The organism is Paenibacillus humicus NBRC 102415 (assembly GCF_004000905.1).
GTDB classification, from domain to species: domain Bacteria; phylum Bacillota; class Bacilli; order Paenibacillales; family Paenibacillaceae; genus Paenibacillus_O; species Paenibacillus_O humicus.
Genome location: NZ_BIMD01000002.1, coordinates 219,246 through 233,254 on the forward strand (window position 1 = coordinate 219,246; position 14,009 = coordinate 233,254).

The 14,009-nt window shown below is 58.6% G+C and carries 15 protein-coding genes; 14 read left to right on the plus strand and 1 reads right to left on the minus strand.

The features are described from left to right. Nucleotides 1-164: 164 nt before the first annotated feature. The 13 genes from cymR to PHU01S_RS02945 all read left to right on the plus strand — a co-directional run bounded on the left by cymR (nucleotide 165) and on the right by PHU01S_RS02945 (nucleotide 11,922). A complete protein-coding gene (gene cymR, locus PHU01S_RS02885) occupies nucleotides 165-584 on the plus strand; it encodes a cysteine metabolism transcriptional regulator CymR (RefSeq protein ID WP_048745159.1) in 420 nt (139 codons plus the stop codon). A 15-nt stretch (nucleotides 585-599) separates the two neighbouring features. Beyond that, nucleotides 600-1,751, plus strand: coding sequence for a cysteine desulfurase family protein (locus tag PHU01S_RS02890; protein WP_021878643.1), 1,152 nt, complete (start codon nucleotides 600-602; stop codon nucleotides 1,749-1,751). 14 nt (nucleotides 1,752-1,765) lie between these two features. Then, a complete protein-coding gene (locus PHU01S_RS02895) occupies nucleotides 1,766-2,323 on the plus strand; it encodes a PRC-barrel domain-containing protein (protein ID WP_021878642.1) in 558 nt (185 codons plus the stop codon). A 13-nt stretch (nucleotides 2,324-2,336) separates the two neighbouring features. Next, complete coding sequence (locus PHU01S_RS02900; protein ID WP_021878641.1) at nucleotides 2,337-2,543, plus strand: YrzR-like zinc ribbon domain; 207 nt, start codon at nucleotides 2,337-2,339, stop codon at nucleotides 2,541-2,543. 320 nt (nucleotides 2,544-2,863) lie between these two features. Then, a complete protein-coding gene (locus PHU01S_RS02905) occupies nucleotides 2,864-3,934 on the plus strand; it encodes an AI-2E family transporter (protein ID WP_048745158.1) in 1,071 nt (356 codons plus the stop codon). A 425-nt stretch (nucleotides 3,935-4,359) separates the two neighbouring features. Continuing rightward, nucleotides 4,360-6,996 carry an alanine--tRNA ligase gene (gene alaS, locus PHU01S_RS02910; RefSeq protein WP_048745157.1) on the plus strand — a complete coding sequence of 879 codons (2,637 nt, stop codon included), beginning with the start codon at nucleotides 4,360-4,362 and terminating at the stop codon, nucleotides 6,994-6,996. 141 nt (nucleotides 6,997-7,137) lie between these two features. Then, complete coding sequence (locus tag PHU01S_RS02915) at nucleotides 7,138-7,398, plus strand: IreB family regulatory phosphoprotein (RefSeq protein WP_048745194.1); 261 nt, start codon at nucleotides 7,138-7,140, stop codon at nucleotides 7,396-7,398. A 38-nt stretch (nucleotides 7,399-7,436) separates the two neighbouring features. After that, entirely contained in the window at nucleotides 7,437-7,850 is a 414-nt protein-coding gene (gene ruvX, locus PHU01S_RS02920; RefSeq protein WP_021878637.1) for a Holliday junction resolvase RuvX, read from the plus strand. Nucleotides 7,851-7,858: 8 nt separating this feature from the next. Beyond that, nucleotides 7,859-8,167 (plus strand): DUF1292 domain-containing protein, encoded by a 309-nt coding sequence (locus tag PHU01S_RS02925; protein ID WP_048745156.1) that lies wholly within the window; start codon nucleotides 7,859-7,861, stop codon nucleotides 8,165-8,167. Continuing rightward, a complete protein-coding gene (locus PHU01S_RS02930) occupies nucleotides 8,167-8,475 on the plus strand; it encodes a DUF1292 domain-containing protein (protein WP_049867810.1) in 309 nt (102 codons plus the stop codon). Before PHU01S_RS02925 ends, PHU01S_RS02930 begins: the two co-directional genes overlap by 1 nt. A 130-nt stretch (nucleotides 8,476-8,605) precedes the next feature. After that, nucleotides 8,606-9,679, plus strand: a complete 1,074-nt coding sequence (mltG, locus tag PHU01S_RS02935) for an endolytic transglycosylase MltG (protein WP_127506037.1) — start codon at nucleotides 8,606-8,608, stop codon at nucleotides 9,677-9,679. 23 nt (nucleotides 9,680-9,702) lie between these two features. After that, nucleotides 9,703-10,641 carry a peptidase U32 family protein gene (locus tag PHU01S_RS02940; RefSeq protein WP_049867809.1) on the plus strand — a complete coding sequence of 313 codons (939 nt, stop codon included), beginning with the start codon at nucleotides 9,703-9,705 and terminating at the stop codon, nucleotides 10,639-10,641. A 27-nt stretch (nucleotides 10,642-10,668) separates the two neighbouring features. Next, complete coding sequence (locus PHU01S_RS02945) at nucleotides 10,669-11,922, plus strand: peptidase U32 family protein (protein WP_373864515.1); 1,254 nt, start codon at nucleotides 10,669-10,671, stop codon at nucleotides 11,920-11,922. A 696-nt stretch (nucleotides 11,923-12,618) separates the two neighbouring features. Here the strand turns inward: PHU01S_RS02945 and PHU01S_RS25560 are convergent. Then, nucleotides 12,619-12,948 (minus strand): hypothetical protein, encoded by a 330-nt coding sequence (locus PHU01S_RS25560; protein ID WP_164762951.1) that lies wholly within the window; start codon nucleotides 12,946-12,948, stop codon nucleotides 12,619-12,621. Here PHU01S_RS25560 and PHU01S_RS02950 point away from each other — a divergent pair. Then, a partial coding sequence (locus PHU01S_RS02950; RefSeq protein ID WP_164762952.1) for a cache domain-containing sensor histidine kinase occupies nucleotides 12,938-14,009 on the plus strand: 1,072 nt, incomplete at its 3' end. The genes PHU01S_RS25560 and PHU01S_RS02950 overlap by 11 nt on opposite strands.

The window sequence follows — 14,009 nt, forward strand, 5'->3', positions numbered from 1 at the left end:
GATCGAGAGGCCGGAGGCCGCGGAGAAGACGGTGCTTTCCAGGCCCGTACTTTGGCAAATATCGCCTTGGACCGCATTTCAGAGGGCTAGAACGCGATATTAACGGCCATCCTGCCTCGAAGGTTAGTCTTCAACATCTGTCAAACAGGGAAAGAGGTGCAGCCTTGAAAATTTCAACCAAAGGCCGTTACGGCTTGACGATTATGATGGAGCTCGCCGCCAAATTCGGCGAAGGTCCGATTTCATTGAAGAGCATTGCGGAGAAGAACTCCCTCTCCGAGCATTATCTGGAGCAGCTGATCGCGCCCCTGCGCAACGCCGGGCTGGTCAAGAGCATCCGCGGAGCCTACGGCGGCTATATTCTGTCCAAGGATCCCGAGACGATCACCGCAGGCGACGTCATCCGCATCCTGGAGGGACCGATCTCGCCCGTCGACTTCACGGAGGAGGACGATCCGGCCAAGCGCAACCTGTGGCTGCGCATCCGCGACAGTATCGCGGAGGTGCTGGATTCCACGACGCTCCAGGATCTGATCCAGTATACGGAGAAGAGCGAGAACGACAGCTATATGTTCTATATCTGACCGGGAGAGAGGCCAATGGAACGCATCTATTACGACCATGCGGCGACGACCCCGCTGCATCCGCTTGCCGCTGAAGCGATGCTGGCCGTCATGCAGGGCCCGCCGGGCAATGCCTCCAGCATCCACAGCTTCGGCAGGGAGGCGCGGCGCCTCGTCAATGCTTCCCGCGAAGCCATCGCGGCTACGCTGGGCTGCAAGCCCGCCGAGATCGTCTTCACCTCCGGCGGCACGGAAGCCGACAATATGGCTGTCCGCGGCGTCATGGAGGCTCAGGCCGCGGCAGGCAGGCGCCATCTGATCACAAGCCGGGTGGAGCATCATGCCGTGCTCAGGGAATGCGAGCGCCTGGAGCGGACAGGCATCGAGGTGACGTATCTGCCCGTTGACGAATTCGGCCTCGTATCCGTGAACGACCTGAAGGAAGCGCTGCGGCCGGATACCGGACTCGTGAGCATCATCTATGCGAACAACGAGACGGGCACGGTGCAGCCGATCGCCGAGCTAGCCGCATTGGCGGGCGCGGCAGGAGTGCCTTTCCATACCGATGCGGTGCAAGCCTACGGCAAGCTGCCGATTGATCTGGCGGTCCTTCCCGTCCAGCTCCTCTCCGTCACGGCCCACAAGATCAACGGGCCGCATGGAGCGGGCGCCTTGTTCGTTCGCCAAGGAACCCTCATGCATCCGCTTCTCGTAGGCGGCTCGCAAGAGAAGAAGCGCCGCGGCGGCACGGAGAATCTGGCCGGCATCGCCGGGTTCGCCAAGGCCGCGAAGCTGGCTGCGGAGAAGCTGGAATCCGATGCGCTTCGTCTCGACGATCTTCGCCGGCAATGGATTTCTTTCATGGACGAGGCGGCCGAAGGGGGAGTCGTCGTCAACGGGCATGAGGAGAAGCGGGTGCCGGGAATCGTCAATCTGAGCTTTCCCGGCTTGGACAACGAAGCGCTGCTCATGAATCTCGACCTGGCGGGAATCGCCGCTTCGGCGGGCTCCGCCTGCACGGCTGGAGCGCTGGAGCCTTCCCATGTGCTGCAGGCGATGGGGCTTCCCCGGGAGCGTCTGCAGACCGCGATTAGATTCAGCTTCGGATTGGGCAATACTAAGGAGGAAATGGCGCTGGCGGCACGAAAGGTTGAAACTTTTCTGCGCCGTAATCGTAATTCTTCTTAGGAGGCGGATGCCGCATGGCGACTCCGGCCGTTCCCGTGATGAAGCTTCAGCATATCATCGGACTGCCTGTCCTGATCTCCCATACCGGCCGTATGGCCGGACGCATCAAGGATGCCTGGTTTGACGAGCATTGGAAGCTGAAGGGATTCGTCCTGGACGGCTGGTGCTGGAAGCCGCGTACCGTTCGGACCGTTCTCTGGGACGAGGTGCTGACCTGCGGTGAAGACTGCGTCTTCATCCGGGGCAGGGAATCCGTCCGCACGGCGAAAGTGTCCATCGCGCAGCGTTCATTCCTGAACGGATGCGTGAGGCTGAAGGATCTTCCGGTCGTCACGGCAGGCGGCAGCCAGCTTGGACGAGTGTCCGATGTTTATATCGACCCGTTCTTGGGTACACAGTTAGTAGGTTTTGAACTGACGGACGGTTTTGTCTCCGATCTCATGGATGGACGGAGATGGCTGAGAGCGCCCCGGGATTCCGACGTCTTCTTGCTTGGCGAAGATGCGATCATCGTCCCGACGATGGATGAGAGTTCCCTGGAGCGCGTCGCAGCTTCCGATCCGTACATGTAGGGAGAAATGACCAATGACATTGAAATGCCCCAACTGCAATTCCCGAGATATCGGCAAAATCGGCTCGCATCAGTTCTATTGCTGGAGCTGCTACATCGAGCTGACGGTGAACGGCGACAAGATGAGCGTCTACCAGGTGGAGGAAGACGGCACGCTGAGCTCGCTCGACGATCTGTTCTTCGAAGAGGATATCGCCTCCTCGGAGCTTCACGCCAACTGACGGCTGTCCAACCGGAATCCACGCCCCTGAGCGCTTTGCGCATCAGGGGCTTTTGCATTTAGGCGGCTTTCGGGAACTGCCCCAAGCTTGGAGCGGAATGCCTCGTTTCCCGCAGACGCCGGAATACGGACTGCCGACACGGGTGCAAGGTCAGGCGCGCATCCAGCCTGGGGCCGCGGAGCCGCCAAGCGGCTTGCTTGGCTGAGCGGGAAAGGTATGGAAGGCGGCAGAAGGACATATACTGTAACGACCTGCCGGGGAAGACAGGCCCTTTAGGCATCGCTCCCGGCCCGAGCAAGGCGCCAGGGGAGGACGGCAACATGGACAAGCTGAGGCAGAACCGCGTCCTGATGACGCTCATATACATCATTCTGGGGCTGCTGGCCCTGTTTTTGCTGCTTCTCATCAAGCCGATGCTGATGGATGCGTACCGGTTCGTCCGCGCGGTGCTGACCCCTTTCCTCATCGCGATGGTCATCTCGTACGTGCTTCATCCCGTCGTCAGCCTGCTCAGCGCCAGGCGGGTGCCGCGTACGATCGCCGTCCTGCTCATCTACGCCGTGTTCTGCACCGCTCTGACCGTCATCCTGATGAATCTCATCCCGATGGTGGCCGGCCAGGTGCAGGAGCTCGGAGAGCATGCGCCTGAGCTTACGATGAGAGCCAAAGGCATGATGGAGGATTTCAACAACACCTCCTTCCTGCCGGACAGCCTGCGCAGCGGCATCGAGCGCGCGCTGGTCACGATGGAGAAGAAGCTGACCGAGACGACCGCCGATTTCCTGAACAATATCGGCTCGATGCTGAATGTCGTTTTCCTGGCGTTCATCATTCCGTTTCTCGTTTTTTATATTCTGAAGGACTTCGACGTGATGGAGCGGACCGTCGTTACCTACATGCCCAAAGCGCACCGCAAACATCTGGTCCGGATGTTCAAGGACATCGACGAGGCGCTTGGAAGCTACATCCGCGGGCAGTTTCTCGTATGCGTCATCGTCGGGCTGCTGGCCTATGCCGGCTATCTGATCATCGGAATGCCCTATGCGCTGCTGCTGGCCTCGATTGTCGCCGTAACCAACATCATTCCGTATCTGGGCCCGTTCATCGGAGCGGCGCCGGCGCTGCTCATGGCATCCACCGTTTCGGTGAAAATGATGCTGCTCGTCGTCGTCGTCAACACGCTGTGCCAAATTCTGGAGGGCAACGTCATCTCTCCCCAGGTCGTGGGCAGGACGCTCCACATGCACCCGCTGTCGATTATTTTCGCCCTGCTGGTCGGAGGGGAGCTTGCCGGCATCGTCGGCATGATTTTGGCCGTTCCCGTCTTCGCTGCGCTGAAGGTCATCCTCCAGCATTTGTTCGCTTATTACATCCGGCGGCGCACCGTCTGAATCGAGGGGCGTCAATTTGACAAAAGGCTGTTTTTTTCTTATAATGCATGGCATATAGGTCTATTTTCAGCTTCCATACACACAGCGTTGATGAGATAACAAGTAAGCCGCAGCCCGGCATTCAGAGAGAGGATTCCTTCCGGCCTTGCGCCGGTCGGCTGCAAGAATCCCCGTGCCGAAGAGCGTGCCGAAGCTGGTCTCGGAGCGTGGATGAACTCCACCGGCAGCGGATCCGTTATCTTCCGCATCGAGGAGATTGCCCCCTTCGGTAGCCCAAGCGGCGGCTGGAGAGCGGCAGTAACCAGGGTGGTACCGCGATATGAATCGTCCCTGTCGGCTGACAGGGGCGTTTTTTACGTTTTTTCAGGCTTATCGACAAGCAAGACGAGTAGACCAAAATCCCTAGTGGAAGGCTGGAATTTTCCATGAAAGCTGCAGAAATCCGTTCCAAATGGCTGAAATTCTTTGAAAGCAAAGGCCACAAGGTCGAGCCGAGCGCTTCGCTCGTGCCGCATAACGATCCTTCCCTGCTGTGGATCAACGCGGGCATCGCTCCGCTCAAGCCTTACCTTGACGGACGCCAGATTCCGGACAATCCGCGCATCACGAACGCGCAGAAATGCATCCGTACGAACGATATCGAGAATGTCGGCAAAACCCGCCGCCACCATACGTTCTTCGAGATGCTCGGCAACTTCTCGATCGGCGACTACTTCAAGGACGAGGTCATCGTCTGGGCGTGGGAATTCCTGACCTCCAAGGAATGGATCGGCTTCGATCCGGAGCGTCTGTCGGTGACGGTCCATCCGGAGGATGAGGAAGCGTTCAAGCTCTGGAACGAAACCGTCGGACTGCCTGCCGAGCGCATCATCAAGCTGGAAGGAAACTTCTGGGAGATCGGCGAGGGGCCATGCGGACCTTGCACGGAGATCTTCTACGACCGCGGCGAGAAATACGGCAGCGATCCGTCCGATCCCGAGCTCTACCCCGGCGGCGAGAACGAGCGCTACCTGGAGGTTTGGAACCTCGTGTTCACCCAGTACAACCTGAACAAGGACGGCAGCTACACGCCGCTGCCGAACAAGAACATCGATACCGGAGCCGGGCTGGAGCGCTTCGCTTCCATCCTTCAGGATGTCGACTCCAACTTCGACACCGACCTGTTCGTGCCGATCATCGAGAAAGCCTGCTCCATCGCCGGCGTCAAATACAAGGAAAAAGAAGATACGGACGTTGCCCTCAAGGTCATCGCCGACCATGTCCGCACCGTCGTCTTCGCAGCCGGAGACGGCGTGCTGCCGTCCAATGAAGGACGCGGCTACGTCATCCGCCGCCTGCTCCGCCGCGCGGTGCGCTACGGCAAGTCGCTCGGCGTGGACCAGCCGTTCCTGTACCGCCTGACGGAGACGGTCGGTGACGTCATGGGCGTCTATTATCCGGAGATCGAGGCCAAGCGCGAATTCATCGAGAAGGTCATCCGCGGCGAGGAGGAGCAGTTCCACCGCACGCTCGACAGCGGCCTCGGCCTGCTCGGTCAGCTCGTGGAAGCGGCCAAAAAGGACGGACGCGCCGAAATCGGCGGCGAGGATGCCTTCAAGCTGTACGACACGTACGGCTTCCCGTTCGACCTTACGGAAGACTTTGCAGCCGAGAACGGCCTGTCGGTCGATCGAGGCGGCTTCGACCAGGCGATGGACGCCCAGCGCCAGCGCGCTCGCGCCGCGCGTCATGAAACGGGCGGAATGAGCGTTCAGGGCGGCGCTCTGTCCGAGTTCACCGAGCCGAGCAGCTTCATCGGCTATGACAGCCTGTCCGCTGAAGCGGTCGTGACGGGCATCTTCGTGGACGGAGAGACGGCGGACATCGCCGGCGAAGGCAGCCGCGTGCTGGTCGTTCTCGACCGCACGCCGTTTTACGCTGAAAGCGGCGGCCAGATCGGAGACAAGGGAATCATCAGCGCTCCGGGAATGAAGCTTGAGGTGGAGGATGTCACCAAAGCTCCTCACGGCCAATCGGTCCATCATGCCCTCGTCGTAGAGGGAACGCTCCATAAGGGCGCCAAGGTCCAGGCCGAAGTATCCGGAACGTCGCGCGGCGATACGGTGAAAAACCATACCGCGACCCATCTTCTGCACAAAGCGCTCAAAGACGTGCTCGGCGGCCATGTCAACCAGGCGGGCTCGCTGGTCGAGCCGGAGCGTCTGCGCTTCGATTTCTCCCATATCGGCTCCATTTCCGCGGAAGAGCTGGCCGATATCGAGCGCCGCGTCAACGAGCAGATCTGGAAGGGAACGGACGTCGTCATCGAAAGCAAGCCGATCGCCGAAGCGAAGGCGATGGGCGCGATGGCTCTCTTCGGAGAGAAATACGGCGACGTCGTGCGCGTCGTCCAGGTCGGCGACTACAGCCTCGAGCTGTGCGGCGGCTGCCATGTAGAGAACACGTCCCGGATCGGGCTGTTCAAGATCACCGGCGAGACGGGCATCGGCTCCGGCGTGCGCCGGATCGAGGCGGTCACCGGCCGGTTTGCCTACGCGTATACGGAAGGCCGGCTGGAGCTGCTGGAGCAGGCGGCCGGGCTCGTGAAGGCCGGCGTATCCGAGCTGCCGCGGCGCATCGAGGCGCTGCTCGGCCAGGTGCGCGAGCTGCAGCGGGACAACGAGTCGCTTCAAAGCAAGCTGTCCCGCATCGAGGCAGGCTCGCTGGAGAGCAAGGCCGTATCGGTCGGCGGCGTGACTGTGCTGGCCGCTCAGGTCAGCGCTCCGTCCATGGATGCGCTGCGCGGCATCGCCGACGAGCTGAAGCTCAAGCTGCCGGAAGCGGTCATCGCGCTCGGCGCGGCGGCCGAAGGCAAGGTCAATCTGGTCGTATCCGTGTCTCAGGATCTCGTGAAAAAGGGCTTCCATGCGGGCAAGCTCATCAAGGAAGCGGCGGCTGTATGCGGCGGCGGAGGCGGCGGAAGGCCCGATATGGCTCAAGCCGGCGGCAAGGATCCTTCCAAGCTGGAGGAAGCGCTCAAACTTGTCGAAGAACTGGTTCTCGCGCAGTCAAATGTGATATAGTAAGGATGTATCTCAAGCGGAGCCGGCTGTTCTGTCGAAGGACGGCCGGCGCTTGCGCAGGGAAGTAGAGAATTTCATTTAATTCTATACGACTCCGAAGAGCCTCCTGAGCGGGGGCGAGAGGAAAGCGAGGTGCTGGCGGTGAGCTCCATGGACAAGACAATGAAGTTTGACGTGGTTGCGGACGGTCCTGAGGCTTCCTCGAAGGATATCCTGCTGACGGTGTACGACGCGCTGGTGGACAAGGACTACAATCCGATCAACCAGATCGTCGGGTATCTCCTGTCCGGAGATCCCGCTTACATCCCGAGGCACAACAACGCAAGAAGCCTGATCCGCAAGAAGGAACGAGACGAGCTCATTGAGGAATTAGTGCGCTCCTATCTGGCCAATCACCGCTGATTGAACGGCAGGCTGGCGACTGGAGAGGGTAGCGGCAGATGAGATTGATGGGCTTGGATTACGGCGACCGCCGAATCGGCGTTGCCCTCAGCGACCCGATGGGCTGGACTGCCCAGGGGCTCGAAGTGGTGCAGCGCAGGGACGGCAGCGAGATGCAGCGTCTCGCCGCGCTTGCGGCTGAGCACGAAGTGGTTGGAATCGTTGTCGGGCTGCCCAAGAACATGAACGGCAGCATCGGTCCGCGTGGCGAAATTTGCATCGCATTTGCCGAGGAATTGGGGCAAGTACTGAACTTACCTGTACACCTATGGGACGAAAGACTTACGACGGTATCCGCAGAGCGGACGCTCATCGAGGCGGATGTCAGCCGCAAGAAACGAAAGCAGGTCGTGGATAAGATGGCGGCCGCGCTTATTTTGCAAAACTATCTCGACTCTAAGATGAAAAGGTGAGGGTAACGATGGCAAATGACGACATGCAGTACGAAGAGCCGGAAATCATCTATATTCCGGACGAAGACGGCAACGAAGAGGAATTCGAGGTAATCATGAAGTTCGAGGTTGACGGCTCGGACCAGAAATATATGATGGTCGTTCCCCTGAACTCCGAAGGCGGAGAAGAGGATGAAGAGGACGAGGTGTACGCCTTCCGTTACGAGGAGGATGGCGACGATCTCAAGCTGTACACGATCGAAGACGAAGAAGAGTGGAGCATGGTAGAGGAAACGTTCAATACCCTGCTCGGCGAACTGGAGGAAGAACAAGGTTAATGAGCACATCGCAGCCGGAGCGCATCACGCTCCTTAAAGAAACTTTCGGCCGGGAAGTTCTGCTCGTCGACGACAGCGGGCAGGAAATTCCTTATACGGTCCAAGCGGAATTCAGCCTCGGCGACCGCAGCTATGCGGCTCTCCAATCTCCTGCCCTGCGCAAGGAGGGCGAAGTGGAGATGTTCCTGATCGTGCTTGGCGAGGATGGAACTCCAGAGCTGGAGACGATCGAGGATGACGAAGAGTGGGAGCTTGCGGCCGAATCCTATGACGCCCTGCTTTTCGAAGGGTCGGACAACGAGGAATAGCAGTTGACGCAGGGGCGGCTGACACCGCCCCTTTTGGTTGTGTCATGAAAGCGCCGATGAAAGCGGAGTGCCGGCGACACTTGCGAAGCGGGGGACAGGGATAGAGATGCGGAACGAAGAGATGAGCGGCATGCCGGGCGGGCAGCCGTCCGGGCCGGCGAGAAGCCGGATTACGCTTTGGGTAGTACTTACGCTGCTTACCCTGCTGCTCGTGACGGCTGCAGGAATCGCAGGATATATTTGGAACGGCCTGCGGCCTGCGGCTGCGGGCGATATGAAGCGAGTGCAGATCGCCCGGGGCATGTCGCCGTTTCAGGTGGCCGACCTTCTGGAGCGCGAAGGCATTATTCGGAATGCCTTCATTTTCAAATATTACCTGAAATTCAAGGAACAGGGCGGCAGCTTCCAGGCTGGAACCTATGAGCTCGCGCCGGGCATGGAGCATGAAGCGATCATCCAGAAGCTGAACAGCGGCTCCACGGTGAAGGAAGCGGTCATCCGGTTCACGATTCCGGAAGGCTATACGCTGCTGCAGATTGCGGACAAGCTGTCGAAGGAAGGCATCATCGACAAGAACCGCTTCCTTGAACGGGCCGATTCCAGTAGTACCTGGGGCGACGCCGAAGCCGTCAAGACGATTCCGGAGGATTCCCGGATCCGCCATCGTCTGGAAGGCTATTTGTTCCCGGATACGTACGAGCTCAAGAAGGGCAGCACCGAGGAGGATATCCTCACCCGCATGGTGGAGGAGACCGATCGCAAGCTTGCCGAGCTGCCTGACCTCGACGAGACGCTGCAGGAGCGGGGAATGTCGCTGCATGAGCTGCTTACCGTCGCCTCTCTGGTCGAGCGCGAGGTCGTCGTCGACGCGGAGCGGGCTGCCGTCGCCGGCGTCATCTACAACCGTCTGGCCAAGCCGATGCGGCTGCAGATCGACGCCACCGTGCAATACTTGCTGGACAAGCCCAAGGAAAGGCTCTACGAGAAGGATCTCGAGGTCGAGAGCCCCTACAACACGTACCGGAGCGACGGCCTGCCGCCGGGACCGATCAGCAGTCCGAGCTTGAAGTCCATCGAAGCTGCGCTGCATCCGGAGAAGAACGAATACTACTATTATGTGACGAAGAAGGACGGCAGCAGCCGTCACCTGTTCGCCGTCACCTACGAGCAGCATCTGAACAACATCAAGCAGAGCGAGAAGTAAAAGGCAAGGAGGAACGACGCAACTTGAATACCAAACCGGAACTATTGACAACAGCTGCTTCCTTGGGCGAGCTCCGCAAGCTCATGGAAGCCGGAGCGGATGCGTTCATTATCGGAGAATCCAAATACGGAGCGAGGCTGCCGGGCGAATTCGGACTTCAGGAGATGGCCGAGGCCGTCGAGGCGGCGCATGGCTTCGTCCGCCCCGTGCGGATCTATGCCGCCGTCAACAACCTGATGGACAATGCGGCCGCAGACTCATTGCCGGAGTATCTCGGCTCTCTGGCGCAAATCGGCGTGGATGCGATCGTCTTCGGCGATCCGTCCGTTCTCGTGACCGCGCGCGAGGCGGCACCGGGCGTGGCGCTGCACTGGAACGCCGAGATGACCTCGACAAGCTACGCCCAAGCCGATTACTGGGGCCGCAGGGGAGCGTCGCGCATCGTGCTCGCGCGCGAGCTGAACATGGAGCAGATCATCGAGATCAAGCAGCGGACCTCTCTGGAGGTTCAGGTGCAGGTGCATGGCATGACGAACATCTACCATTCCAAGCGCTCTCTGGTCGACAGCTATATGGGCCATCTCGGCAAGGAGCCTTCGGAGCTTGACAGCCGTCTCGGCCAAGGGCTCTATCTGATGGAGGAGGAGCGCAGGGACGAGCGCTATCCGATCTACCAGGATGCCCATGGGACTTACATGATGAGCTCCGATGACGTCTGCATGATCGAGAACCTGCATGAGCTGATGGAAGCGGGAATCGACAGCCTGCGGGTCGAAGGCTTGATGAAAACGACGGCGTACAACGAGACCGTCATCCGCGCTTACCGGGCAGCGATCGACGCCTATGCGGCCGACCCGGCCGGCTACGAGTTCAAGGAAGAATGGCTGGACGCCATCCGCGCGCTTCAGGATCCCAGCCGGGAGCTAAGCTACGGCTTCTTCTTCAAAGAGCAAGTCTATTAATCCAAGCAAGCAGGAGGTGAATACATCATGTCTATGACTTCAATTAAACCCCTTCTCAAAGGAAAAAGGCATCGCCTGGACAGGCCCGAGCTGCTGGCTCCGGCCGGCAACCTGGAGAAGCTCAAGTTCGCCGTCCATTACGGCGCCGACGCCGTTTATATCGGTGGACAGAAGTACGGGCTCCGCTCGGGAGCGGACAATTTCAGCTTCGAGGAAATGCGCGAAGGCGTCGAATTTGCCGCCCGTTACGGAGCGAAGGTATTCGTCGCGACCAATATCTATGCCCACAACGAAGATATTGAAGGCCTGGAGGACTATTTGCGCGGCCTCGAAGCGGCCGGCATAGCCGCGATCATCGCGGCTGATCCCGCCATCGTCGAGACCGCCCAGCGGGTCGCGCCTGGACTGGAAGTCCATCTCAGCACCCAGCAGTCGGTGCTCAACTGGCGTACGGTCAAGTTCTGGAAGGACGAAGGGCTGCCGCGAGTCGTGCTTGCGCGGGAGACGAGCCTCGAGGAAATCGCGGAGATGAAAGCCCATGTCGACATCGAGATCGAGGCGTTCATCCACGGCGCGATGTGCTCCTCGTTCTCGGGCCGCTGCGTGCTCTCCAACCACTTCACCGACCGGGATTCCAACCGCGGCGGCTGCTGCCAGTCCTGCCGGTGGAAGTACGATCTGTACGTGGACGGCGATTCCGTCAACACCGAGCAGGACAGCCAGTTCACGATGGGCTCCAAGGATCTGTGCATGATCTCGCATCTGCCGGAGCTAATCGAGGTCGGGGTGGACAGCTTCAAGATCGAGGGCCGGATGAAAAGCCTTCATTATGTGGCTACCGTCGTCAACGCTTACCGCCAAGCCATCGACGCTTACTTTGCCGATCCCGAAGGGTATGAGCTGAAGCCGGAATGGGTGGATGAGATCAACAAGTCCGCCAACCGGCCGCTCAATACGGGCTTCTTCTTCGATACGCCGGGTACGGAAGACCATATTTACGAGCCGGAGCAAAAAGCCGCTCCGTACGACTTCGCCGGCGTTGTCCTCTCCTATGACGAGGCGACAGGCGAGGCGGTCATTCAGCAGCGCAACCATTTCAAGCCCGGAACCGAGGTGGAGTTCTTCGGGCCGGGAGGTACCTTCTTCAAACAGACGGTCGAGGAGATCCGCGACTTGGAAGGACAGCTGCTCGATGCCGCGCGGCATCCGCTGCAGCAGGTGCGGATCCGGACGGCTCAGCCTGTCCATCCGATGGATATGATGCGCAAGCGCATCCGCTAAAGCAATCGGCAAAAGCCTTCCATGAGCGTTTGGCGCCTGCGGCTGCCAATCTTTTCCGCAACATGGTTAAACGATATGAATTTAATCCCCCACTGGCCTCGGCTGGCGGGGGATTTTTTTGACATAAAAAACATAGTGCTCGAGTACAACCATAGTCCGAAAGACCCTCTGAAAGGCATGGTAAGGAGATCCTACCACTCGTTCCGCAAAGAGGTAAACATGGATTGTTTTCTTCCATATAGTTGATGCCAGAGGTCATCGAGTGAAGGTGGGCCATGTGATGCGGCGAACTGCTTGTTTGTGCCAAACGTCGCGGTCCTTTTTGCGGGAGCTTCGAATTCAGTCAGATCGTGAGCAAATCCATTGATGCCTGTTTACTGGTTCAGGAGGTCCGTGAAGAAATCGAATATCTGCTTCTGCGGCAGAGTCTCAGGGAGAGCTCTGCTTCGCGGCTTATCGAGGAGGCGGACACGGTCTGCTTATGCGTTGAGACGGGTCCAAGACATTCTTGCGGATGGCAACAAAATCGGCTCGAATCATGAGAGATTGCGCCATGAAAAGGATAAAGGAGAAGCTAAAGAAGACTGAAAAGGCAATTTTAGTTTCATGTTGTTTTTTTGACAAAACGTCATTCCTTTCCATTGCGATTCAAATATCTTCCATAAACTGACTATTCTATTCTCAAATTTTGATTATTCAAGAGCTTAAAACGAATCGAATCGATCGATAAGCATTGTAAAGAAAATATTTATCTGACATGAGACTAAAGACCCGTGCCCAGCATTCCGATAAGGATAAGAAAGAGATTGCGACCACAGGATGGTGAACGGTGATGGGGAATCGTTTGGCACAATGGAAAGAAAAGCGGAAAAACAAGGACAACGCCAACAGCGGCGACACAGGCGGTGAACAAGCCGCAGCAAAGGCCGGGAGAACCGGCAGGCTCTCCTTGAACATCGTAAGATCGGTCGGATTAAAGCTCTTTCTTACTTTTTTTGCAGGCATTTTGGCATGCGTGCTGCTCATGGGGTATTTCTCCTACCAAATTTCAAAGAGCGTCATCGAGAGCAAGGTGTCGGAATCCTCACAGGCGACGCTCAAGCAGCTCTCGGACAAGCTTGATCTCGTCTTCGACAAATTCAATGATTTCTCGCTGCAGTTCGTCGCGGACGTTACGCTGCAGAACATGATCGGCTCTACGATGTACGCCTCGGATGACAGCGCCCGGACCAATGCGGAGCGCGAGCTGAACAACAAGCTTCAGAGCATGGTGCTCGGCACATCGGGAGTGGAGAACCTCAATCTGATTCCGGTCAGCTCCAAGCTGAGCGAGCGGGTTCTTGGAACGGGCAAGCTGGAGCTGGAGAAGGTTCAACAGGCTGCCTGGTATCAGGAAGCGCTGAAAGACCTCAATCAAGGCGTCTGGATCCCCACACAGCCGACAGGATTCCAGAATGGGGGAAATCCGACGCTGGGGTTGGCCCGTGCGCTCCGAGAGCCCGGGGGGACGGATCCGATCTATGTCGTGCTCATCGAGATCCAGGACCGGGCCATCCAGGACCAGCTACAGGGCGCCCAGCTTGGCGAAGGCGGCACGGTATCGATCCTCGACAGCCAGGACGGAATTCTGCTGGATGCTTCCGGCAGGGATATGATCGGAGGTAAGTCGGCGGTAGCCTTCAGCACCCAAGCCAAGGACGGCGATTCAGGCATGTTCGTCACAGACGAGAGCGGAACGAAGTCGCTTGCGATCTACAACCGATTCAAGTCCAACCCATGGATGGCGGCGGGAACGATACCGGTGGGCGAGCTGGTGAAGGACGCGCGGAAAATCTACAATCTGACCGTATATGTTTCCATCGGCGCGATTGTGGTGGCGATTCTGCTTGGGTTTATCGTCATGAGGATGGTCGGAATACCGCTGCGCCGTCTCCGCAATCTGATGAACGAAGGAAAAAAAGGCAATCTGACGATACGCTCTCACCATCGTTCGCAGGACGAGATCGGACAGCTGTCTTCAAGCTTCAATGAGATGATGGAGCAGATCACCGGCCTCGTGCAGCAGGCGAGGGAAAGCGCGGAGCATG

Bases quoted from the DNA above. Each gene is read 5' to 3' on its own strand.
- PHU01S_RS02895 (WP_021878642.1), top strand. From the start codon at position 1,766: ATGGCGACTCCGGCCGTTCCCGTGATGAAGCTTCAGCATATCATCGGA.
- PHU01S_RS02945 (WP_373864515.1), top strand. From the start codon at position 10,669: ATGTCTATGACTTCAATTAAACCCCTTCTCAAAGGAAAAAGGCATCGC.
- PHU01S_RS02905 (WP_048745158.1), top strand. From the start codon at position 2,864: ATGGACAAGCTGAGGCAGAACCGCGTCCTGATGACGCTCATATACATC.
- ruvX (WP_021878637.1), top strand. From the start codon at position 7,437: ATGAGATTGATGGGCTTGGATTACGGCGACCGCCGAATCGGCGTTGCC.
- PHU01S_RS02900 (WP_021878641.1), top strand. From the start codon at position 2,337: ATGACATTGAAATGCCCCAACTGCAATTCCCGAGATATCGGCAAAATC.
- PHU01S_RS02890 (WP_021878643.1), top strand. From the start codon at position 600: ATGGAACGCATCTATTACGACCATGCGGCGACGACCCCGCTGCATCCG.
- PHU01S_RS02930 (WP_049867810.1), top strand. From the start codon at position 8,167: ATGAGCACATCGCAGCCGGAGCGCATCACGCTCCTTAAAGAAACTTTC.
- mltG (WP_127506037.1), top strand. From the start codon at position 8,606: ATGCCGGGCGGGCAGCCGTCCGGGCCGGCGAGAAGCCGGATTACGCTT.
- PHU01S_RS02925 (WP_048745156.1), top strand. From the start codon at position 7,859: ATGGCAAATGACGACATGCAGTACGAAGAGCCGGAAATCATCTATATT.
- PHU01S_RS25560 (WP_164762951.1), bottom strand. From the start codon at position 12,948: ATGAGCAGCACGCATGCCAAAATGCCTGCAAAAAAAGTAAGAAAGAGC.
- alaS (WP_048745157.1), top strand. From the start codon at position 4,360: ATGAAAGCTGCAGAAATCCGTTCCAAATGGCTGAAATTCTTTGAAAGC.